The sequence below is a fragment of the Halomonas halophila genome (assembly GCF_030406665.1).
Lineage (GTDB): Bacteria > Pseudomonadota > Gammaproteobacteria > Pseudomonadales > Halomonadaceae > Halomonas > Halomonas halophila.
The window spans coordinates 1,076,004-1,096,614 of sequence record NZ_CP129121.1; the positions used below are offsets into that span (position 1 = coordinate 1,076,004).

Annotated in this window: 17 protein-coding genes; 7 read left to right on the plus strand and 10 right to left on the minus strand. The window is 69.5% G+C overall.

Annotation, left to right across the window (positions count from 1 at the left end):
- Both QWG60_RS04865 and QWG60_RS04870 read right to left on the minus strand, forming a co-directional pair.
- The gene (locus tag QWG60_RS04865; protein ID WP_146908302.1) at positions 1 to 1,962 is read right to left on the minus strand and encodes an alkaline phosphatase D family protein; all 1,962 of its coding nucleotides are present in this window, start codon (positions 1,960 to 1,962) and stop codon (positions 1 to 3) included.
- Between the two features lie 139 nt (positions 1,963 to 2,101).
- A complete protein-coding gene (locus tag QWG60_RS04870) occupies positions 2,102 to 2,629 on the minus strand; it encodes an HPP family protein (protein ID WP_035592901.1) in 528 nt (175 codons plus the stop codon).
- Between the two features lie 130 nt (positions 2,630 to 2,759).
- On the opposite strand from QWG60_RS04870, the gene QWG60_RS04875 reads away from it, so the two are divergent.
- Entirely contained in the window at positions 2,760 to 3,716 is a 957-nt protein-coding gene (locus tag QWG60_RS04875) for a cation diffusion facilitator family transporter (RefSeq protein WP_146908305.1), read from the plus strand.
- 61 nt (positions 3,717 to 3,777) lie between these two features.
- On the opposite strand, the gene mntP is transcribed toward QWG60_RS04875, so the two are convergent.
- Positions 3,778 to 4,356, minus strand: a complete 579-nt coding sequence (mntP, locus tag QWG60_RS04880; RefSeq protein WP_035592903.1) for a manganese efflux pump MntP — start codon at positions 4,354 to 4,356, stop codon at positions 3,778 to 3,780.
- 332 nt (positions 4,357 to 4,688) lie between these two features.
- A complete protein-coding gene (locus tag QWG60_RS04885) occupies positions 4,689 to 6,341 on the minus strand; it encodes an FMN-binding glutamate synthase family protein (RefSeq protein ID WP_146908308.1) in 1,653 nt (550 codons plus the stop codon).
- A gap of 169 nt (positions 6,342 to 6,510) precedes the next feature.
- On the opposite strand from QWG60_RS04885, the gene QWG60_RS04890 reads away from it, so the two are divergent.
- The 6 genes from QWG60_RS04890 (at position 6,511) to QWG60_RS04915 (ending at position 12,207) form a co-directional block, all read left to right on the plus strand.
- Positions 6,511 to 7,110: a CBS domain-containing protein gene (locus tag QWG60_RS04890; RefSeq protein WP_046079082.1), complete on the plus strand. Its 600-nt coding sequence runs from the start codon at positions 6,511 to 6,513 to the stop codon at positions 7,108 to 7,110.
- 93 nt (positions 7,111 to 7,203) lie between these two features.
- Positions 7,204 to 8,859, plus strand: coding sequence for a GMC family oxidoreductase (locus tag QWG60_RS04895; RefSeq protein WP_246124654.1), 1,656 nt, complete (start codon positions 7,204 to 7,206; stop codon positions 8,857 to 8,859).
- Between the two features lie 121 nt (positions 8,860 to 8,980).
- Positions 8,981 to 9,187: a cold-shock protein gene (locus QWG60_RS04900; protein ID WP_035592907.1), complete on the plus strand. Its 207-nt coding sequence runs from the start codon at positions 8,981 to 8,983 to the stop codon at positions 9,185 to 9,187.
- A 145-nt stretch (positions 9,188 to 9,332) separates the two neighbouring features.
- Complete coding sequence (locus QWG60_RS04905; RefSeq protein WP_035592908.1) at positions 9,333 to 11,102, plus strand: SLC13 family permease; 1,770 nt, start codon at positions 9,333 to 9,335, stop codon at positions 11,100 to 11,102.
- Positions 11,103 to 11,174: 72 nt separating this feature from the next.
- Complete coding sequence (locus QWG60_RS04910; RefSeq protein ID WP_107181665.1) at positions 11,175 to 11,843, plus strand: alpha/beta hydrolase; 669 nt, start codon at positions 11,175 to 11,177, stop codon at positions 11,841 to 11,843.
- 145 nt (positions 11,844 to 11,988) lie between these two features.
- Entirely contained in the window at positions 11,989 to 12,207 is a 219-nt protein-coding gene (locus QWG60_RS04915; RefSeq protein WP_035592910.1) for a hypothetical protein, read from the plus strand.
- A gap of 95 nt (positions 12,208 to 12,302) precedes the next feature.
- Here QWG60_RS04915 and QWG60_RS04920 read toward each other — a convergent pair whose 3' ends face one another.
- From QWG60_RS04920 to QWG60_RS04945, 6 genes are all read right to left on the minus strand, one after another.
- On the minus strand, positions 12,303 to 13,718 hold the full coding sequence (locus QWG60_RS04920) for a PhoH family protein (protein ID WP_107181664.1): 1,416 nt from the start codon (positions 13,716 to 13,718) through the stop codon (positions 12,303 to 12,305).
- Between the two features lie 287 nt (positions 13,719 to 14,005).
- Entirely contained in the window at positions 14,006 to 14,380 is a 375-nt protein-coding gene (gene nirD, locus QWG60_RS04925) for a nitrite reductase small subunit NirD (RefSeq protein WP_046079077.1), read from the minus strand.
- A gap of 173 nt (positions 14,381 to 14,553) precedes the next feature.
- Entirely contained in the window at positions 14,554 to 17,094 is a 2,541-nt protein-coding gene (gene nirB, locus QWG60_RS04930; protein WP_146908315.1) for a nitrite reductase large subunit NirB, read from the minus strand.
- Entirely contained in the window at positions 17,091 to 18,494 is a 1,404-nt protein-coding gene (locus QWG60_RS04935; RefSeq protein WP_146908366.1) for an NAD(P)/FAD-dependent oxidoreductase, read from the minus strand. Before QWG60_RS04935 ends, nirB begins: the two co-directional genes overlap by 4 nt.
- A 241-nt stretch (positions 18,495 to 18,735) precedes the next feature.
- Positions 18,736 to 19,767 (minus strand): CmpA/NrtA family ABC transporter substrate-binding protein, encoded by a 1,032-nt coding sequence (locus QWG60_RS04940; protein WP_146908318.1) that lies wholly within the window; start codon positions 19,765 to 19,767, stop codon positions 18,736 to 18,738.
- Entirely contained in the window at positions 19,764 to 20,399 is a 636-nt protein-coding gene (locus QWG60_RS04945; protein WP_307725200.1) for an ANTAR domain-containing response regulator, read from the minus strand. Before QWG60_RS04945 ends, QWG60_RS04940 begins: the two co-directional genes overlap by 4 nt.
- Between the last annotated feature and the right edge of the window lie 212 nt (positions 20,400 to 20,611).

The window sequence follows — 20,611 nt, forward strand, 5'->3', positions numbered from 1 at the left end:
CTAGCCCTTCTTGGGAGGAGGCGGCGGGAAGCGCACGTCGAATCCCCGGGCATCCAGCTGGAGAATGTCGCTGGGGCGGCCCTGGTCGTCGAGTTCCACCAGGCCGATGCCGGCGCCGTTCCACAGCCGTTCGCCGGCCTTGGCGCGGTCGGGGTCGCGGGGGCGGATGTGCATCGGCCGGCGCTGGGTGAACCAGTTGAGCGGCGAGCGCGGCGCGTAGAGCCAGCGGTTGGCGCGGTCGAAGGCGTCGAGCAGGGTGTCGGGGAAGGCGTTCTTGAGCCCGCTGGAGGTGATCTGCCACAGCCGCGGGCCGCCGCGTCGGTGGCGGATGCGGATGTCGTAGGCGAAGGAGTAGTGCACGTCGCCGGAGAGGATGACGTAGTGCCCCGGGGTACGCGAGTGGCGGAAGATGTTGAGCATCACGCTGGCCGCGCCGCGGTGGGCCATCCAGTTCTCGGCGTCCACCAGCAGCGGCTTGCCGGCCAGGGTGAACAGCTTCTGGATGCCTTCGATCAGCTTGACGCCGAACATCGGCGCCGGCGAGACGATGATCGCCGAGGGCGCGTCGAGCAGCTGCTGCTGGAAGTCCGACAGTGCCTCCCAGTCCATCAGCCCCGAGGGCCGGCGCGGGCTGCGCTCGCTGCGCCAGCGGCGGGTGCGGGTGTCGAGCACCACCAGCCGCGGCGTGCCCGGGACCTGGAATTCCCAGCCCTCGAAGCGCTGCAGGCGGTGCAGGCAGGCGTCGTGGGCCTCGGCGGGCAGCCAGCCGTCGCTTTCCTGGGCGGCGTCCAGCAGTGCCGCCGCCTCGTCCAGTGGATCGGCCAGCCGCTCCGGGTCGTTGCCCCAGCCCTGACACAGCAGGTAGCCCAGCAGGGCGTTGCCGAGGATGCGCCGCGAGAAGGGATGGCCGTAGGCGCAGGCCTCCCAGTCGGCGGTCAGGTTCCAGTCGTCGGTGACGTCGTGGTCGTCGAAGATCATCAGCGACGGCACATGGGCCAGCAGCCGGGCGGCGGCGGGCAGGCCCGCGACGAAGCGCTCGAGGATCGCGGCCTCGTCGTCGAAGGCCGCGGCGTCGTCCGCGCCGAGTTCGGGCTTGTAGACCGTCACCAGCCGCCAGGGCACCGGCGACCATACTAGCAGGTACATGGCCATGACCTCGGCGAAGGTCATCAGGTGGTTGCGGGCGTGGGCCGAGGTGAACACCGGCTTGCGGGCGCCGGCGAAGACGCGCTCGCGCAGGTTGGCGTTGCTCTCCACGTCGGGCAGCAGTTCCTCGCGGCGATAGTAGGTCGACTCGGCGGCGTAGAGGCCCTGGCTGTCGGCCACGGTGGCGCCCTCGAGCGGCTCGTCGAACAGGCCCAGGCGGCGGATCAGCTCGTGGATCGCCACCAGGGTGGGGCCGGCCACGTCGTCGGCGTAGATCTGATCGCCGGTCATCAGCAGCCAGGCCGGCCAGGCCTCGGCGTCGTCGCGGCGCTCGGCCAGCCAGCCGTCGGCGCGCACCAGGGCATCGGGGCCGTCGTGGTGGGGGCGGCGGCAGGAGCCGTGCAGCAGGCGCTGGTGGCTCCCGGCCAGCACGAAGCGCGGGCGTCGGGCGCCCTCGTGCAGCAGGTGCGGGGCCCAGTCGGCGATGCCGGCCTCCTTGCCGCCGTCGCCGGCCAGCCGCAGGTCGTAGTCGATGGCCACGCCGGTGGGGAGCGGCGTCTCCAGTGCCACGTCGATCAGGTGCAGCACCGCGTGACGGCCCAGCGGCAGCCGGCGCACCCGGCGCTCGTTCAGCGCCAGCCGGCGCGGGCCATGGCCCTCCGGGTGCAGCAGCAGCTTGCCCGTCAGCGGCTTCGAGCCCACCAGCCAGATCCGCACGCGGTCCGGGGCGAGGCGGCGCAGGATCGGGCCGGCGAGCACGTCAGGCAGCTCGGCGGAGGCGGCAGTATCGGGGCGGGCGGTATCGGCTGACGTCATTGTCGAGGCGCTCCCTGAAGGTGCTGATGAGGTCGGGAGGCGTGAATGAGCGACACGCCAGGCCCTGCTCGGGTCAGCCCATGGTAGCCGACAACGCGCCACGTAAGGGAGTCGCCGCCCGCCGACGCCTGGCCAACGCCTACCAGTGCAGGGGATAGCGGCGGTGGCGGGCCAGATTGTTGACCAGGATGGCGACCAGCAGCATCACCGTGCAACCGAGCCCGATCGGCACCAGCGGGAAGAGCCAGCCCAGCGCATGGACCTCGGGGCCGCCGATCACCGCGATCAGCGCCGAGGCCGCGCCCGGAGGGTGCACGGTTTCGGTCAGCTGCATGGCCAGCACCGACAGCGAGACCGCCAGGGCGACGGCCATCGCCGTGGCGCCCAGCCACTGGAAACAGGCCACGCCGATCACCGCCGACAGCATGCTGCCCAGCACCACGTTGCGGGGTTGCGCGAAGGGGCTCGCCGGGGCGGCGTAGATCAGTACCGAGGTGGCGCCGAAGGAGCCGACGACCAGCAGGTGGACGTCCAGCCACTGCTCGCTGAGCCAGGCCACCGCGCTCATGCCGGCGAAGGCGCCGAGCCATGACCAGCAGGCGTCGCGCCAGTCGACGTCGCCGCGTCGATAGCGGCTTCCGCGCATCTTGTTGAAGTAGGTCTTCATCGTCGTTGTCGTGCACAAAAAGGGCGCATTAAGGTGCCAAAATGCACCAGAAAGGTAAAGGTGCGCCCGCGCGACGGGCCTCGGGTTATGCTGGAAGGGCGCATTCAAGGACGACCAGGAGATAGGACCGATGGCTCACCATCACGACCATGCTCACTCGCATGCCCACCCCCATGGGCACGGCCATCATCACGCCGGGGCCGACAGCCAGCGTCGCCTGGCCTGGGCGGTGGCGCTCACCGGCGGCTTCATGGTCGCCGAGGTGGCCGGCGGTATCCTGTCCGGCTCATTGGCGCTGCTGGCCGATGCCGGTCATATGCTCACCGACACCGCGGCGCTGGCCCTGGCCTGGTTCGCCGCCCGGCTCAGCCGGCGCCCGGCGGATCACCGCCGCACCTACGGCTACGACCGGGTGCAGATCCTGGCCGCCTTCGTCAACGGCCTGACGCTGATCGCCATCGTGGTCTGGATCGCCATCGAGGCGGTGCGACGCTTCCTCTCGCCGGTCGAGGTAGCCGGCACCCCGATGCTGGTCATCGCCGCGCTGGGATTCGTGGTCAACCTGGCGGTGTTCGCCATCCTCCACCTGGGCGACCGCGACAACCTCAACGTCCGCGGGGCGGCGTTGCACGTGCTGGGCGATCTGCTGGGCTCGGTGGCGGCCGTCGTCGCCGCGCTGGTGATCCTGGCCACCGGCTGGACACCGATCGACCCGTTGCTGTCGTTGCTGGTGGCGGCGCTGATCCTGCGCAGCGCCTGGCGGCTGACTCGCGAGTCCGGGCATATCCTGCTGGAGGGCGCGCCGGCCTCGCTGGACGTGGCGCGCATCGAGCAGGAGCTCCCCGAGCGGCTGGACGGCGTGCATGACGTGCACCACGTCCACGCCTGGTCGATGACGCCGGGGCGCCATCTGCTGTCGCTGCACGCCGCCGTGGAGGAGGAGGCCGACCGCGAGGCGACCCTGATGGCGATCAAGGCGGTGCTGCTCGAGCGCTTCGACGTGGCCCACGCGACCATCCAGCTCGAGTCTCGCGGCCGCTGTGCCGACGCCCCGGGCCCCGCGGCGGCTGACGATCATCGCCACTGAGGCGGCTCGTCACGGTCCTCTTGTCGCAGATCTCTTGCCACAGATCCCCTGCCGCAGATCCTTACCACAGTCCCAGGTGTTCGGTGAGGATGGCGGTGCCGATGCCGATCAGGATCACCCCGCCGAGCACTTCGGCGCGCTGGCCGATCATCACGCCGAGGCGGCGACCCAGCATCACGCCCAGGGTGGCCATCAGGGTGGTGGCGGCGCCGATCGCCAGGGCGGTCAGCAGGATATTGACGTCCATGAAGGCCAGGCCGATCCCCACGGTGAGGGCGTCGAGGCTGGTGATCACGGCGGTGGCGGCGATCAGCCACCAGGCCTGACACCCCGGCTTGGCGGCGGGGGCGTCCTCGTCGGGTTCGGGGGTCTCGAGGCCGGCGCGGATCATGCGCACGCCGAGGACGGACAGCAGCACGAAGACGATCCAGTGGTCCCAGCGGGAGATGTACTCATGGGCGCTCTGGCCCAGGGCCCAGCCGATCAGCGGGGTCAGGCCTTCGATCACGCCGAAGATCAGGCCGGTGCGCAGGGCTTCGCGGAAACGCGGATGGTCGACGGCGGCACCCTTGCCGATGGCGGCGGCGAAGGCGTCGGTGGACATCGAGAAGGCCAGCAGGGTGGTGGACAGCGGGGTCATGGCAACGATCATACCGGCCGGGCGATTCACCACGACGATACGACACGCCCGGCCTTGGGCGCCGTACCGTCGATGGTCTCGCCGACCTGGCGCGTGGCGCTCCCACGACAGGCGTGTGGAACGACGCGCCGGCTCACCTGCCACGGCGTTGGCCGACTATGTTGACAGGCGATCTCGCGCGGTGGGCGCGAGCCAGCTACTCCCCAGCGAGGGTCGTCCGGTCGCGATGATGGGGCGACGATAGCGTCCGCCCATGACCGGGATCGACGTAGCCTATCATCGTCGTGGGGCGGTTGCATCCCGGGCGTCGTCGAGGAATGCCCGGGCGTCGCTCACACCAGCTTGCTCTCGCGCAGCCGCAGCAGGCTGGCCGGCGCCGACCAGCTGTCGGCGCTGGCGAAGTCCCAGTAGTCGGCGAAGATCGCATGGCGAGCCGCATCGCCCTCGATCAGGGCATCGGGGGCCACGAAGTCGAACAGGGTCGCCAGGGTGCGAACCTCGTGGCGCGAGACGCGGCGGATGATGTGCTCCGGGCCCAGCTCTCCGGGGTGGCGGAGTCCGGCGGCGGCCAGCATCTCGGCCAGGGCCTCGCGGGTACCGGCCTGGAAGCGCGCGACCCGGTCGGCCTTGAGCGGCACGTCGAGCCGGCTGCCGCGCAGCGGGTTCTGGGTCGCCACGCCACTGGGGCAGCGATCGTTGTGGCAGCTTCGGGCCTGGATGCAGCCCAGCGAGAACATGAAGCCTCGCGCCGAGTTGCACCAGTCGGCGCCCAGCGCGATGGTGCGGGCGATGTCGAAGGCGCTGATCACCTTGCCCGCGGCGGCGATGCGCACTCGCTCGCGCAGGCCCGCGCCGACCAGGGCGTTGTGCACCAGCAGCAGGGCGTCGGTGAGAGGCATGCCCAGCCGATTGGCGAACTCCAGCGGCGCGGCGCCGGTGCCGCCCTGGCCGCCGTCCACCACCACGAAGTCGGGGTGTTCGCCTTCCTCGCGCATCGCCTTGACCAGCGCGAACCACTCCCAGGGATGGCCGATGGCCAGCTTGATGCCCACCGGCTTGCCGCCGGAAAGCTCGCGCAGCCGGCAGATGAAGCCGATCAGCTCCCGGGGCGTGGAGAAGGCGCTGTGGGCGGGTGGCGAGACCACGCTCTCGCCCTCGGGCACGTCGCGGGTCGCGGCGATCTCGGCGGTGACCTTGGCCGCCGGCAGGATGCCGCCGTGCCCCGGTTTGGCGCCCTGGGAGAGCTTGATCTCGATCATCTTCACGGCGTCATCGCCGGCGCGCTCGGCGAAGCGGTCGGGGTCGAAGCGCCCCTCGGCGTCGCGGCAGCCGAAGTAGCCGGAGCCGATCTCCCACACCAGGTCGCCGCCGCGGCGATGGTAGGGCGAGATGCCGCCCTCGCCGGTGTCGTGGTAGAAGCCGCCGCGACGGGCGCCGTCGTTGAGCGCGCTGATGGCGTTGGGCGACAGGGCACCGAAGCTCATCGCCGAGACGTTGAGCACGCTGACGTCATAGGGCCGTGCCCGGCCGGCGCCGACGGTCACGCGGAAATCGTCGTCGTCGATGGTCGTCGGGGCCAGCGATGGGTTCATCCATTCGTAGCCGGGGGCCTGCATGTCCTCGAGGGAGCCGAAGGGCTGCTTGTCGATGGTGCCCTTGGCGCGCCGATAGACCAGGCTGCGCTGCTCGCGGGAGAAGGGGACCTCCTCGGTGTCGCGCTGGATGAAGTACTGGCGGATCTCGGGGCCGAAGGACTCCAGCAGATAGCGCAGGTGGGCGGTGACCGGATAGTTGCGGCTGACGGTGTGTCGGCGCTGAAGGATGTCGTGGGTGCCCATTGCCGCCAGCACGGCAAGGATCAGGGCACCCAGTGCCCAGCCCCAGCCCCAGCCCCAGCCCGGGGCCAGCGCCAGGCCGAGCAGACAGGCGGCGAGGCCGGCAAGCGTCAGCCCGTAGACGAGAAAACGGCGGGGCGGTCGAGACATCTTCGCACTCCATTGCGATGGGGAAAGGCCTATTGCAAGCCGCGGCCGGGCGAGTGTCAACGCCGGGCCGCCGCGGGACATCCCTTAAGGTTCTCTTAATCCGGGCGGGCGCAGGGTGGAGGCATCCGGCGTCGATCGCCGGCTCGACCAGAAAAGGAGACCACTCCCCATGCCTACCCTGACCGCCACTCCCGATCGCCTCGACGTGCTGCCGGCCCACACCCCGATCGTCAAGCCGATGCCGCCGAGGCTCTCCCCCGACAGCCCGGCGCTGACGGTGCTGACCGACTTCCAGCATGTCGTGCCGCTGAGCGTGCCCGCCGATACTTCCATCGTCGATGCCCGCAAGGTCATGGAGCACGGTGGCGTACGCCTGCTGCTGGTGGTCGACAACGACGGCGATTGCGTCGGCGTGCTCAACGCCCGTGACGTGATCGGCGGCCGCCTCATCACCCAGGCCATGCAGCGTCGCGGCATCGACCGCGAGGACGTGACCGTGCGCATGGTGCACACCCCCTGCGCCGAGCTGCACGCGCTGTCGATGGAGCGCCTGGCGGCCCTGTCCATCGGTCAGCTGGTGCGCGAGCTGGAAGCCTATGGCGATCAGCACCTGCTGGTGACCGAAGCCGACCGCCTGGGCCAGCAGCGCATCCGCGGCGTGATCTCGGCCGCCGACATCGGTCGCGCGCTGGGTACCGACGTGGCCACGCTGCCGGAGGCGCGCAGCTTCTCCGATATCTGCCGCGTGGTGCTGGGTCACGAGCTCTGAGGCCTCGATCCGCTCCCTCGACCAAGGCCGCAGTGACAGCTGCCGGAGGTCGCGCGACGCTGGATGCCGGACTCGACAAGGAGAACGTTGCCCGTGAGCGTCGTCGCGACCTTCGATTACATCATCGTGGGGGCCGGTACCGCCGGCTGCCTGCTCGCCAATCGCCTGAGCGCCGATCCCGGGGTCAGGGTGCTGCTGATTGAGGCCGGCGGTCGCGATCGCCACCCCTGGATCCACATTCCGGTGGGGTATCTCTATTGCATCGACAACCCGCGCACCGACTGGTGCTTTCGCACCGAGCCGGCGCCGGGGCTCAACGGCCGCTCGCTGATCTATCCCCGCGGTCGGACCCTGGGCGGCTGCTCGAGCATCAACGGCATGATCTATATGCGCGGCCAGGCCCGGGACTACGACCACTGGGCCGAGCATACCGGCGACGACGCCTGGCGCTGGGAGCGCTGCCTGCCGGACTTCATGCGTCACGAGGATCACTACCGGCTGGACCCCGGCGGCGATGGCGACGCCGCGCATCGCGACTTCCACGGCCACGGCGGCGAATGGCGGGTGGAACGCCAGCGCCTCAAGTGGCCGGTGCTGGACGACTTCGCCGAAGCCGCCGTGCAGGCCGGCATTCCCCGCACCGACGACTTCAATCGTGGCTGCAACGCCGGCGTCGACTACTTCGAGGTCAACCAGCGCGGGGGCTGGCGCTGGAACACCGCCAAGGCCTTCCTGCGCGAGGCCGAGGCGCGCGACGGCCTGACCCTGTGGCACTCCAGCCAGGTACAGCGGCTGACCTTCGGCGCGGGGCAGGGCGGGCGGCCGCGCTGCGAGGGCGTGCGGGTCGCCCGCCAGGGCGAGCTCGTCGAGGCCCGGGCACGCCACAGCGTGGTGCTGTGCGCCGGGGCCGTCGGCTCGCCGCAGCTGCTGCAGCTCTCCGGCATCGGGCCGGCGGGACTGCTCGCCGAGCACGGCATCCCGAGGATTCACGCGCTGCCGGGCGTGGGCGAGAACCTGCAGGACCACCTGCAGATCCGAGCCGTCTATCGGGTCACCGGGGCCAGCACGCTCAATACCCTGGCCGCCAGCTGGGGCGGCAAGGCCCGCATCGGTCTGGAGTACCTGCTGAAGCGTTCGGGGCCGATGAGCATGGCGCCCTCCCAGCTCGGCGCCTTCGCCCGCAGTTCGCCGGAGCGTCCTCATCCGAACCTTCAGTACCATGTCCAGCCGTTGAGCCTCGAAGCCTTCGGCCAGCCGCTGCACGACTTCCCGGCGATCACCGCCAGCGTGTGCAACCTCAATCCCACCAGTCGCGGCTCGGTACGCATCGCCGCCGATAATCCGGCCACGGCGCCGCGCATCGCGCCGAACTACCTGGATACCGAGGAGGATCGCCGTGTGGCCGCCGACTCGCTGCGCCTGACCCGGCGGATCGTTGCCCAGCTGGCCTTCGCCCGCTATGCACCGGAGGAGGTCAAGCCCGGCGCGCACTACCGGAGCGACGAGGACCTGGCGCGGCTGGCCGGCGAGATCGGCACGACCATCTTCCATCCGGTGGGCACCACCGCCATGGGGCGTGACGACGACCCCATGGCGGTGGTCGATTCGCGCCTGCGGGTGCGCGGCGTGGACGGCCTCAGGGTGGTGGATGCCGGCGTCATGCCGACCATCACCAGCGGCAACACCAATTCACCGACGCTGATGATCGCCGAGAAGGCCGCCGCCTGGCTGCGCGACAAAACGTTGTAACGGGGCCGTCATGACTGAGGTATAGTGTCAGGTCTGCGCTCATCGGGGCGCAGGCCGCGTGACGTGGAGCGGCGAAACGCCTTCACCGCGCGGATTCAACAGGCAATGCGAGGCATGCAAAATGGCGACCGGTACCGTCAAGTGGTTTAACGACACCAAGGGCTTCGGCTTCATTTCTCCGGACGACGGCGGGGACGACCTGTTCGCCCACTTCTCCGAGATTCAGGCCGATGGCTTCAAGTCTCTCCAGGAAGGCCAGAAGGTCTCCTTCGACGTCACCCAGGGCAAGAAAGGCCTGCAGGCGTCCAACATCAAGGCCATCGGCTGAGACGTTGCGTAACGGTTGGCCCCGTCGCCGAGGCGGGGCGAGCCATCATTCACTTTTCATCTAAGTGAATTTCTAAAAATAACTTTTTAGAATATGTGGCGACCGGCACAATAGGGCAGTTCGTACTCTCCCTGGAATGCCCGCCATGTCCCCGGACGCCTGGATCTCGCTCATCGTCGTCGCCGCCGTCTTTCCGATGATGGCGTTGACCCGCATCGGCCCCGACATGGTGCTGATGGGGGCGCTGGTCTTGCTGATCGGCCTCGGCGCGGTCTCCCCCGACCAGGCGCTGGCCGGCTTCTCCAGCAGCGGACTGTTCACCGTCGCCTTCATGTACGTGCTGGTCGCGAGCATTCGCGAGACCGGCGGCATCGATCTGATCATCCGCTACGTGCTGGGACGTCCCAAGGGCGAGCAACGTGCCCTGGCGCGGCTGGTGCTGCCCGTGGCCGGGCTGAGCGGCTTTCTCAACAACACTCCCGTGGTGGCCACCTTCATCCCCGCGGTGCTGAGCTGGAGCCGACGCCTCGGCCTGCCGGCCCATCGCCTGCTGATGCCGCTCAGCTTCGCCTCCATCCTCGGCGGCACCATCACCCTGATGGGCACCAGCACCAACCTGGTGGTGCACGGCCTGATGATCGAGCGCTATCCCTCGTTGTCCATGGAGCTGTTCGACATTGCCTGGGTCGGCGTGCCCGTGGCGGCGGTCGGCCTGGCCTATCTGCTGCTGGTGGGGCGGCGTCTGCTGCCGCCGCGCATCGGCGCCGGCGACGTGTTCGAGAACCCCCGCGAGTTCACCATCGAGATGGAGGTGGCCCCGAGCGGCCCGCTGGTCGACAAGAGCGTCGAGGAGGCCGGGCTTCGCCACCTGCAGGAGCTGTTCCTGGTCGAGATCGAGCGCGACGGCAACGTGGTCAGCGTGGTCGGTCCAGGCGAGCGCCTCAAGGGCGGCGACCGGCTGGTGTTCGCCGGCACCTCGGCGGGCGCCGTTGAGCTGCAGCAGATCCGCGGGCTGGTGCCCTCGCATCCCGCCGAGTCGAGCCTGCAGAAGGACTTCAAGGAGCGCCGCCTGGTGGAGGCGGTGGTCTCGGATCAGTGCCAGTTCATCGGCCAGCGCATCCGCGACGGCCACTTCCGCACCCTCTACGGCGCCGCGGTGCTGGCGGTCTGCCGCGGCGGCGAACGGGTGGCGGGGAACCTGGGGCAGATCCGCCTGCAGCCGGCCGACGTGCTGCTGCTGGAGGCACGCCCACCGTTCATCGAGCGCCACCGCCAGTCCCGGGACTTCCTGCTGATCAGCCAGGTCAACGGTTCGGCGCGGCCGGTCCACGAGCGCGCCTGGCTGGCCTGGAGCATCCTTGCCCTGGTGGTGCTGCTCGCCGCCACCGGTATCACCAGCCTGCTCAGCGCGGCCATGCTGGGGGCGGCGGCCGCGGTGCTCTCCGGCTGCTGCTCGATCGGTGCCGCCAAGCGCGGCATGGACACCCAGGTGCTGCTGACCATCGCCGCCTCTTTCGGCCTTGGCCACGCGCTGGAGGCCAACGGCGCGGCCTCGGCGCTGGCCCAGACAGCGCTGGGCTGGGCCGACGGCAATCCTTGGTGGCTGCTGATCGGCACCTACCTGCTGGTGGCGCTGCTGACCGAGCTGGTGACCAACAACGCCGCGGCGGTGATCAGCTTCCCGGTGGTGGTCGCCGCGGCCGAGCACCTGGGCGTGAGCCCGATGCCCTTCGTGGTGGCGGTGATGTTCGCCGCCTCGGCCAGCTTCCTGACCCCGGTCGGCTATCAGACCAACCTGATGGTCTACGGCCCTGGTGGCTACCGGGTCAGTGACTACCTGCGGGTGGGCGCGCCCCTCAACCTGCTGACCGCGGCGGTGGCGCTGGGGCTGATTCCCCTCGTCTGGCCGTTCTAGTTCGCCGCCTGACGCCTCTCGCCGACGCGGACGCTTTGCGCTAGGGTGGCGCTTTTGTGCTGGAGACGAGCCATGAGCGCACCCGACGAGCTGATCATCGAGCCACGCAGCGGACGACCCGCCGACGCCTGCGTGTTCATCCTCCACGGCCTCGGCGCCGACGGCCACGACTTCGAGCCGCTGGTGCCGGCCCTGGGGCTGCCGGACGATCTCGACGTCCGCTTCATCCTGCCCCACGCGCCGCGCCTGCCGGTGACCATCAACGGCGGCATGACCATGCCGGCCTGGTACGACATTCTCGAGGCCAGTCTCGATCGCCGCGTGGATGAGGCGCAGCTCAAGGCCTCCGCCGAGCGCATTCAGGGCCTGATGCACGAGCAGATCGCCCAGGGCGTACCCGCCGAGCGCATCATCGTCGCCGGCTTCTCCCAGGGGGGCGCCGTGGCCTATCAGGCAGCGCTGACCTTTCCCGAGCGGCTGGGCGGCCTGCTGGCCATGTCCACCTACCTGGCCACCGTCGACAGCCTCGAGCCCGCCGCGGCCAACCGAGACCTGCCCATCGAGATCCACCACGGCAACGCCGACCCGGTGGTGCCGGAGGCGCTGGGTCAGGCCGCCCGCGACCGTCTCGAGGCGTTGGGCTACCCGGTCCGCTACCGTCAGTACCCGATGCCCCATGCCGTCTGCCCACAGCAGGTAGCCGATATCGGTCCCTGGATCGCCGCACGGCTGGGCCGCTGAAAGTGGGGCGGCGCGTTCGGCGTCGCCACCGCGGCGCCTTGCCGAGCGGCGTGTTCAATCGCGTGATCGGACTCTGAACCTGTGGCACACGCGCGGCGAGTGCGTCAGGATGTCGTTCACGGAATCCCGAGGAAAGGAGAAGCCGATGACCCTGTCCGAAGACCTTCGCCTACCGGTGGCCTGCCCGGCCTGTGGTAGCCATGTGATGAGGGTGTCCAGCATCAAGAACCCTGACGATCGCGTTCACTGCGCATCCTGCCAGCGTTTCGTCTGCCTCTATCACGAGGCCTGCACGGTGCTCCGGAAGGGGGCCGGCAGCGAGAGCGAGGCGCTGATCGAGAAGGCCTTCAACCGCGGGCACTGATGCGGCTCTCGTCGCGGCGCCAGACGCCGTCTGCATGACAATGGGCCGGCACCGAGAGGTGCCGGCCCGGGTCGTTCAGGCGAGACGTTCGGGGGTCAGAGCAGCTCCTCGCCGGCCAGGGCCAGACGCGAGCGCTCGACGCTCTTCAGGGTGACGTGGCCGGCGTGGGGCCAGTCGCGGAAGCGCTGGACCACCGCCGCCATGCCGCAGGTGTTGGCGGTGAGGTAGGGCGTGTCGATCTGGCCCACGTTGCCCAGGCAGACGATCTTGGTGTTGCGCCCGGCCCGGGTCAGCAGCGACTTGAGCTGCTTGGGCGTGAAGTTCTGTGCCTCGTCGATGATCAGGAAGGTGTCGTTGAGGGTGCGGCCGCGCATGAAGCCGGGGGCGCGGATCTGCACCCGCGATCCCAGCAGCTGGCGCGTGGCCTCCTGGTTCCAGGTGGTGCTGCCGTCGTGCTCGTCGCGCAGCAGGTTGTCCATGTTGTCGTGGAAGGCCCCCATCCAGGGCGACATCTTCTCCTCCTCGGTGCCGGGCAGGTAGCCGATGTCCTCGCTCATCGAGATCGGCGCCCGGGTGAACACGATGCGCTCGAAGCGTTTGGTATCGAGGGTCTGCTGGAAAGCGGCGGCGAGGGTCATGTAGGTCTTGCCGGTGCCGGCGCTGCCGGCGATGGTGACCAGATCGATATCGTCGTCCATCAGCAGGTTCAGGGTGAAGTTCTGCCGGCTGTCGTGGGCGTGAACGCCCCACACGCTGGCGCCGTGGCGATAGTTGGTGAGCAGCTCCAGATGAGCGTTTTTCGGCCCCAGCTCGCGCACCACGGCCTCGAAGCCGGCCTCGTCGTCGCTGTCGGAGACCAGCATGCCCAGGTGCCAGTCGGCGGGAATCTCGCCTTTCAGGCGATACACCACCTTGCCGCTGTCGTCGCGGTCGACCTTCACGTCGGCCTTGAAGTTCTCCCACAGGCCTCGGCCGTCGTGGCCCGCTTCGGGGTAGACCCGGGCGCCGCCGAGCATGGCGTCGCTGTCGTCGAAGGCGCGGTCGGTGAGGTAGTCCTCCACCGGCACGCCCACCGCGGCGGCCTTGACCCGCAGGTTGATGTCCTTGGTGACCAGGATCACCGAGGCGTCGGCGCGCTCGTCGCGCAGCCGGCAGGTCTCGGTGAGCAGGCGGTTGTCGGGGCTGTTCTCCAGGTGATCCGGGGTTTCGAGGTCGTCGTAGCAGAGCAGCCGCAGCCGGCCTTCGGGGCCGTTGAGACGCGGGATGGGAATGCCTTCGCGGATCTGGCTGAGATCGACGTTGGCGGTGAGGTCCGAGAGGGTCCGGCTGACCTGCCGGGCGGTGCGGGCGATCTCGCGGATGCCGTTCTTGTGCTTGTCGAGCTCCTCGAGCACGGTCATGGGGATGACCACTTCGTGCTCATCGAACTGGTAGAGGGCGGCGGGGTCGTGGATCAGGACATTGGTGTCCAGCACGTAAAGCCGGGTGGCTTTCTTGTCGATGCGTACCATCGGCGCGGCTCTCCTGATTGTCACCGGGACGACGTCACAACAGATGACGCCTCGATGTCGACACTGTCAGCGCGGGATGTCGGTTCCGTGACAGACGCGACGTGCAGGCCTGGGCTCCGGGCTCACCTCCTCGTTTGATGGCAGCGATCTCTTCATCAGACCGTCATAGGCGGGTTTCGATTCCAGCATGGGTCAAATCTGCTGATGCACAATCGACGTTTTCTCAACGTACCAACGAGAACGACCGGCGCCCCCGGCGCCGGTCGTCGTCATTCGTGCGGTCAGCGTCAGGCCAGGATCTGCACCGCGTCGCCTTCGAGGCGCAACGGCCAGGTGCGCAGGCGGACCGTTTCGTCCTCCAGGCACTGGCCGTCCTTGAGACGGAAGTGCTGCTTGTAGAGCGGCGAGGCCACCACCGGCTCGCCCCGTGCATCGCCGACGATGCCGCGGGCGATGACGTTGGCGCCGGAGAAGGGATCGCGGTGATCCACGGCGTAGAGCTCGGTGGCGTGGCCGGGAAGGTAGAAGAGGGCCACCTGGGCCGTTCCCACGGTGGTCTCGATCCAGGCGGCGACGCCGGAGTGGGCCACCAGGTCGGCTCGGGTGCACAGGGTCTGCCAGGTCTGGGTCATGGTCGGGGCTGCTGCGGTTGCGGTGGTCATGGATATTCCTCGGGAGCGAATGGCCAGGTATCAATGGCGGTCGACTCTCCGGCGACAAGCCACGCGAGGGCGCTATGAACCCATCCCTGGGCGCTACTTTGGCCATCCATGGCCAAAAACCCCTCGCTTGGGCTTGTCCCCGGCGTCGATCCAGCTATCGGAAGCGCGATGCCTTACGCGGGTCTCAGCTGGCCGCGCTCTTCGGTGACGATGATGTCCGGATCGGGCCGTGCATCGTTGACGAAGCTGCGGAAGCGCTTGAGCTTCTCCGGGTCGTTGATGGCGCCCGCCCATTCGCACTCATAGTTGTCGATCACGGTCTGCATCTGCGCCTCGAGCTCCTCATTGATCCCCAGGCTGTCTTCGAGCACCACGGCCTTGAGGTAGTCCAGGCCACCCTCCAGGTTCTCACGCCACACCGAGGTGCGCTGCAGGCGGTCGGCGGTGCGCACGTAGAACATCAGCAGGCGGTCGATGATCGTGATCAGCTGCGCGTCGTCGAGATCGGTGGCGAAGAGCTCGGCGTGGCGCGGACGCATGCCGCCGTTGCCGCAGACGTACAGGTTCCAGCCGTGCTCGGTGGCGATCACGCCGATGTCCTTGCTCTGGGCCTCGGCGCACTCGCGGGTGCAGCCGGAGACCGCGAACTTGAGCTTGTGCGGCGAGCGCAGGCCCTTGTAGCGATGCTCGAGCCGGATCGCCATGCCCACGCTGTCCTGCACCCCGAAGCGGCACCAGGTGCTGCCGACGCAGGACTTCACGGTGCGCAGCGACTTGCCGTAGGCGTGGCCGGTCTCGAAGCCGGCCGCGATCAGCTCGCCCCAGATGTCGGGCAGGTCCTCCAGCCGGGCGCCGAACAGGTCGATGCGCTGGCCGCCGGTGACCTTGGTGTAGAGCGCGTACTTCTGCGCCACCTGGCCCAGCACCATCAGCTTGTCCGGGGTGATCTCGCCGCCCGGCACACGCGGCACCACCGAGTAGGTGCCGTTCTTCTGCATGTTGGCCATGAAGGTGTCGTTGGTGTCCTGCAGCGGGATGTGCGCGGCGTCGGTGATCGGCTCGTTGAAGCAGGAGGCCAGGATCGAGGCCACCGCCGGCTTGCAGATATCGCAGCCGAGTGTCGGGGTTGATGAAGCGCCAGGGCGATGGGTGTGGGAAGCACCGTGCTTGTCGATCAGCTCGCCGAAGGTCCGGATGCCCTCGACCCGCACGATGTCGTAGAGCGCCTGGCGGGTGTGGGCGAAGTGTTCGCAGATCGACTGATCGACCTCCACGCCGCGGGCCTCGAGCTCGTGGTCGACCACGTTCTTGAGCAGCGCCGCACAGCCGCCGCAGCCGGTGCTGGCCTTCGTCTCGGCCTTGATCGCGCCGAGGTCCATGGCGCCGGCGTCGAGGCTTTCGCAGATCGCGGCCTTGGTGACGTTGTGACACGAGCAGATGGTGGCGTCGTCGGGCAGGGCGTCGGCGCCGAGCGTCGGCGCCCCCTCGGAGGACGGCACGATCAGTGCCGCCGGATCCTCGGGCAGATCGAGGCCGTTGGCGTAGACCTGCATCAGGGTGTCGTAGGCGTCGTTGTTGCCCACCAGCATGGCGCCGAGCAGCTTCCTGCCGTCGCCGGAGACCACCAGCTTGCGGTATTCCTGCTTGATCTCGTCAAGGTAGCGGAAGGTCCGGGCGCCGGGGCTGCGATTGCCGTGGGCGTCGCCGATGGCGCCCACGTCGACGCCGAGCAGCTTGAGCTTGGTGCTCATGTCGGCGCCCTCGAAGGTCAGCTCGCCGCCCAGCAGGGTGTCGGCGGCGACCTTGGCCATCTGATAGCCGGGGGCCACCAGGCCGAAGATGCTGTTCTGCCACAGCGCCACCTCGCCGACGGCGAGGATCGCCGGGTCGCTGGTCAGGCAGCGGTCGTCGATCACCACGCCGCCGCGCTCGCCGATGTCCAGCGCACAGTCGCGGGCCAGCTGGTCGCGGGGGCGAATACCGGCGGAGAACACGATCAGGTCGGTCTCCAGCACCTTGTCGTCCTGGAACACCATGCGGTGGCGGCTGGCCCGGCCGTCCTCGATGTGCTGGGTGGCGCGGTCGGTGAGCACCTGCACGCCCAGCGCCTCGATCTTCTCGCGCAGCAGCTCGCCGCCCTCGGCGTCGACCTGCATCGGCATCAGTCGGGGAGCAAACTCGACCACGGCGGTGTCGAGATCCAGGCCGCGCAGGGCGTTGGCCGCCTCCAGGCCCAGCAGGCCACCGCCGACCACCACGCCGGTGGTGGCGTCTTCGGCCGCCGCGCGGATGGCGTCGAGGTCGTCGAGGGTGCGATAGACCAGGCAGTTGTCGCGCTCATGGCCGGGAATCGGTGGCACGAAGGGGAAGGAGCCGGTGGCCAGCACCAGTCGCGCATAGGGATAGCGGCCCCGGTCGGTGATCACCTCGCTGGCGTCGCGGTCGATGGCGGTGACTTCCTCGGCCAGGCGCAGCTCGATGCCGTGCTCGGCGTAGAAGTCGGCGTCGCACAGGGCCAGGGACTGGGCGTCCCGGCCGGTGAAGTACTCGGACAGGTGGACGCGGTCGTAGGCGCGGTGGCGCTCCTCGCCGAACACCGTGATGCGGTAGTGCTCGGTGGCGCCGCGTTCGATGAGCTGCTCGACCAGATGATGGCCGACCATGCCGTTGCCGATGATGATCAGCGGGGGATTCGCTTGGCTGGGCGTGTTCATGCGGCTTCCTCCTGCGGGGAGCGGTCCTGGGCGTGGGGCGTGGCGGGATTCGGTGTCGCGGCATTCGTGGCGTCGAGCAGGGCCCTGGCATCGGCCGGGCCGAACAGCAGCGCCTGACGGCAGGCGTCGAGATTGCGGCCGGCCAGCGCCTCGGCGAAGTACCAGGGGCCGGCGGCGGTATCGCCGTAGAGCACGGCGCCCTCGAGGCGGCCGTCGCGCAGCAGCAGCCGGCGATAGTCGCCGTGTTCGGGGTCGTGGTAGGTCAGCACCTCGTGGTCGTCGTCGGGCTCGATGGGGCCGAAGGCGTACAGCGAGATGCCGCTGACCTTGAGCTTGGTGGCACATGGCCGTTCGACGTAGCGCGGCGTCTCGTCGTCGGGCGTCGTGTTGCTGGAATGAGGTGACAGGTGGGCGGCCAGCACCTCGACCTGACGCCAGATCGGCTCGACCAGGCCATAGGTGCGGCCCTCGAACTCGCAGCATTCGCCCAGGGCGTGGATGGCCGGGTCGCTGCTGGTCAGGCTGTCGTCGACGACGATGCCGCGGTGGACCTCGAGACCGGCCCGGCGACCCAGTTCGACGCTGGGCGCGATGCCGATGGCCAGCACCACGCAGTCGGCGGCCAGCCGCCGGCCGTCGGCCAGGCGCACGGCGCAGACGCGACCCCGGCCGTCGTCCTCCAGGCGTTCCAGGTCGGCGCCGGTGACGATCTCGAGGCCGCGGCCCTCGAGCTCGGCCTCGAGCAGGCCGGCGGCGGTGGCGTCGAGCTGGCGGTTCATCAGCCGCGAGGCGCGCTGGAGCACGTTCACCGACATGCCGTCCTGTTCTCGGGCGCGCTTGTGAAGCGCTCTTTTACGTAATCCCTCGGCGGCCTCCAGGCCCAGCAGGCCGCCGCCGATCACCACCGCGCGGCCACCCCGCTCGGCGACGCGGGTCAGGGCGGCGGCGTCGTCCAGATCGCGAAAGGCGTGGACGCCGTCGAGCTCAAGGCCATCGACCGGCGGCAGGGCGGGGGTGGAGCCGGTGGCCAGCACCAGGCGGTCGTAGGCGATCTCGCGGCCGCCGGCGGTGGTCAGGCGGCGCGCGGCGCGGTCGATGCGCTCGACCCGCTCGCCGAGCACCAGCTCGACGCCGTGCTCGGCGTACCAGTCGGCGCCGCGCAGAGTCAGCGCCTCGCGTTCCATCTCGCCGGCCAGCAGCGGCGACAGCAGGATGCGGTTGTAGGCGGGGCAGGCCTCCGCGCCGATCAGGGTGATGCGGCGCGGCGCGCCCTCGCGCTGGACCAGCGCCTCGACCAGCCGCTGGCCGGCCATGCCGCTGCCGACGATCACCAGGTGATCGATGGTCGGAGGCCCCTCGTCGCGCGACGGGGCATCGGGTGTCGGGTCATCGGAGTGCATCACGGACTCCCTCCATAAACGCAGAAGACGCCTCGACGCTCCCCGGCATTGGGGAGCGTGGAGACGTCTTCGTCTGATACTTCGAGGTGCGATCGCCGTTGACCGCCGGGGGCCTGGGCCCGCCGTTCTGACCTGTTCCTATCAAGGATCGGGCCAGTCGCCAGTAAAGAACCGCAATGTCAGTGAGTTGGGTGAAATCTCCCGGGCGATGGCCGGCGCGGGACGGATGAAGTCGCGGTCGTCATGCACGCTCCTGGTGCGTCGCGGCATCGATATGCACGGGGCTGTAGCAGGTCTCGACCGCGGCACGGTCGAGCGGCTCGCCGAGCTGGCGGGCCAGATGCTCCACCACCCGGGCCAGCTCGTCGGCCCCGGGGCGCAGCCCGGTGAGGCGCTGCTCGATCGGCGGCTCGTCCAGCGGCAGCGTCGGCAGATGATCCATGGCGCGGTCCAGGTAGGGCGGCAGGGCCAGCCAGTCGCGCGCCAGGCGCCGGTGCTCGGGCGCCTCGGACAGCCAGTCGGCGGCGGCGATCAGGGCGCGGATCAGGGCCGCGAGGGTGGCCGGGTGGCGCTCGGCCCAGTCATGGGTCACGCCGAGCACCTTCTCGGGATGGCCCGGCCACAGCTGGGCGCCGGTGGCGACGATGCGCCCGCCGCCGCGCTGTGCGGCCTGACTGCCCCAGGGCTCGCCGACGCAGAAGCCGTCGATGCGGCCCTGTTCGAGGGCCTCGACCATGCGCGACGGCGGCAGGGCGACCAGTTCGACGTCGGTGTCGGGGTCGAGGCCACCCAGGGCCAGCCAGTCGCGCAGCTGGTAGTGGTGGCTGGAGAAGGGATGCACCATGGCCAGCCGTGGGCGTGTGGTGCCGCGCCGGCGCAGCCGTTCGGCGAAGTCGCGGGCGTTGACGGCCGGGTCGCGGCCGCCGGGGGAGTCGTCCAGGGGCGCGGCCATGCCCTCCGACCAGTAGGGGGACAGCACCAGCGTATTGCCGTGGCGGCCAAGTACCAGCGGCGCCAGGACGTCGCAGGGCGTGCCGGAGGCGCCGAGGCTCATGGCCAGCGGCAGCGGGGCCAGCAGCTGGGCACCGTCGAGCAGCCCGGCGGCGAGCTTGTCGCGCAGGGTCGACCAGGCGCTCTCCCGCGACAGCGTGACCTCGAGCCCCTCGGCGGCGAAGAAGCCGCCTTCCCGGGCGACGATCGGCAGGGCGGCGTCCAGCAGTGGCACGATGCCCAGGGTCAGGCGGGAAAGCTCGGGGGCTTGGGACATGCTCATAGGCCTTTCTCCAGTCCTTCGAGGATATCGATCACGTTGCCGGCCACCTCGCCGATGCGCTGGCCCCGGTCCATGGCCAGCTTGCGCAGCGTCTGATAGGCCTGGGGCTCGTCGCAGTCCTGGTGCTTCATCAGCATTCCCTTGGCCTTCTCGATGCGCTTGCGGTCGGCCAGCTGGGTGCGGGTGCGGTCGAGCTCCTGGCGCATCGACTGGAAGGCGTCGAAGCGGGCCACGGCGACCTCGAGGATCGCCCGGACCCGGGTCGGCACCAGGCCGTCGACGACGTAGGCGCTGACGCCGGCCTTGAGGGCGGCCTGCATGGAGTCGGGGTCGTGCTGGTCGGCGAAGAACACCACCGGCCGCGGGTTCTGGCGGTGCAGCTGCGACATGCTGTCGAGGGTGTCGCGGTCGGGGGATTCCATGTCGATGATCACCACGTCGGGGGCGTGGCGCTCGACCATGTCGTTGAGGCTGGCCGGGCTCTGCAGGTGGCAGATCACTTCGTGCCCCTCCTGGCCGAGGGCCTCCTCGACCATGGCGGCGCGGACGCTCTCGTCGTCGACCAGCAGGATTCGCAAGGGCTGGGGCATGGCATAGGGCTCGTGATGGCGGAAACGGTCAACCCTGGTCATGCAAGAGACGTTCCAGCATCTGCGTCGCCAATGCCCGGGCGGCGAGGCGTCCTCGTTGTGTCGAATCCTGCACCATGAGGGCGCGGAGTGCGGTGGAAAACGCGGCAGTCTGGTGCAGGCGACGTCGATACCCCGGACGCGCCGGTCTGAGAAGCGGCGCTTTTCGTCCGTCTGGCACACCGATTGCTTCTATCGGGGAAAGAGACTCCCGG

Excerpts from the sequence above, each read along its gene's own strand:
- QWG60_RS04865 (WP_146908302.1), bottom strand. The coding sequence starts at position 1,962 with ATGACGTCAGCCGATACCGCCCGCCCCGATACTGCCGCCTCCGCCGAG.
- QWG60_RS04870 (WP_035592901.1), bottom strand. The coding sequence starts at position 2,629 with ATGAAGACCTACTTCAACAAGATGCGCGGAAGCCGCTATCGACGCGGC.
- QWG60_RS04875 (WP_146908305.1), top strand. The coding sequence starts at position 2,760 with ATGGCTCACCATCACGACCATGCTCACTCGCATGCCCACCCCCATGGG.
- mntP (WP_035592903.1), bottom strand. The coding sequence starts at position 4,356 with ATGACCCCGCTGTCCACCACCCTGCTGGCCTTCTCGATGTCCACCGAC.
- QWG60_RS04885 (WP_146908308.1), bottom strand. The coding sequence starts at position 6,341 with ATGTCTCGACCGCCCCGCCGTTTTCTCGTCTACGGGCTGACGCTTGCC.
- QWG60_RS04890 (WP_046079082.1), top strand. The coding sequence starts at position 6,511 with ATGCCTACCCTGACCGCCACTCCCGATCGCCTCGACGTGCTGCCGGCC.
- QWG60_RS04900 (WP_035592907.1), top strand. The coding sequence starts at position 8,981 with ATGGCGACCGGTACCGTCAAGTGGTTTAACGACACCAAGGGCTTCGGC.
- QWG60_RS04905 (WP_035592908.1), top strand. The coding sequence starts at position 9,333 with ATGTCCCCGGACGCCTGGATCTCGCTCATCGTCGTCGCCGCCGTCTTT.
- QWG60_RS04910 (WP_107181665.1), top strand. The coding sequence starts at position 11,175 with ATGAGCGCACCCGACGAGCTGATCATCGAGCCACGCAGCGGACGACCC.
- QWG60_RS04915 (WP_035592910.1), top strand. The coding sequence starts at position 11,989 with ATGACCCTGTCCGAAGACCTTCGCCTACCGGTGGCCTGCCCGGCCTGT.
- QWG60_RS04920 (WP_107181664.1), bottom strand. The coding sequence starts at position 13,718 with ATGGTACGCATCGACAAGAAAGCCACCCGGCTTTACGTGCTGGACACC.
- nirD (WP_046079077.1), bottom strand. The coding sequence starts at position 14,380 with ATGACCACCGCAACCGCAGCAGCCCCGACCATGACCCAGACCTGGCAG.
- nirB (WP_146908315.1), bottom strand. The coding sequence starts at position 17,094 with ATGAACACGCCCAGCCAAGCGAATCCCCCGCTGATCATCATCGGCAAC.
- QWG60_RS04935 (WP_146908366.1), bottom strand. The coding sequence starts at position 18,494 with ATGCACTCCGATGACCCGACACCCGATGCCCCGTCGCGCGACGAGGGG.
- QWG60_RS04940 (WP_146908318.1), bottom strand. The coding sequence starts at position 19,767 with ATGAGCATGTCCCAAGCCCCCGAGCTTTCCCGCCTGACCCTGGGCATC.
- QWG60_RS04945 (WP_307725200.1), bottom strand. The coding sequence starts at position 20,399 with ATGACCAGGGTTGACCGTTTCCGCCATCACGAGCCCTATGCCATGCCC.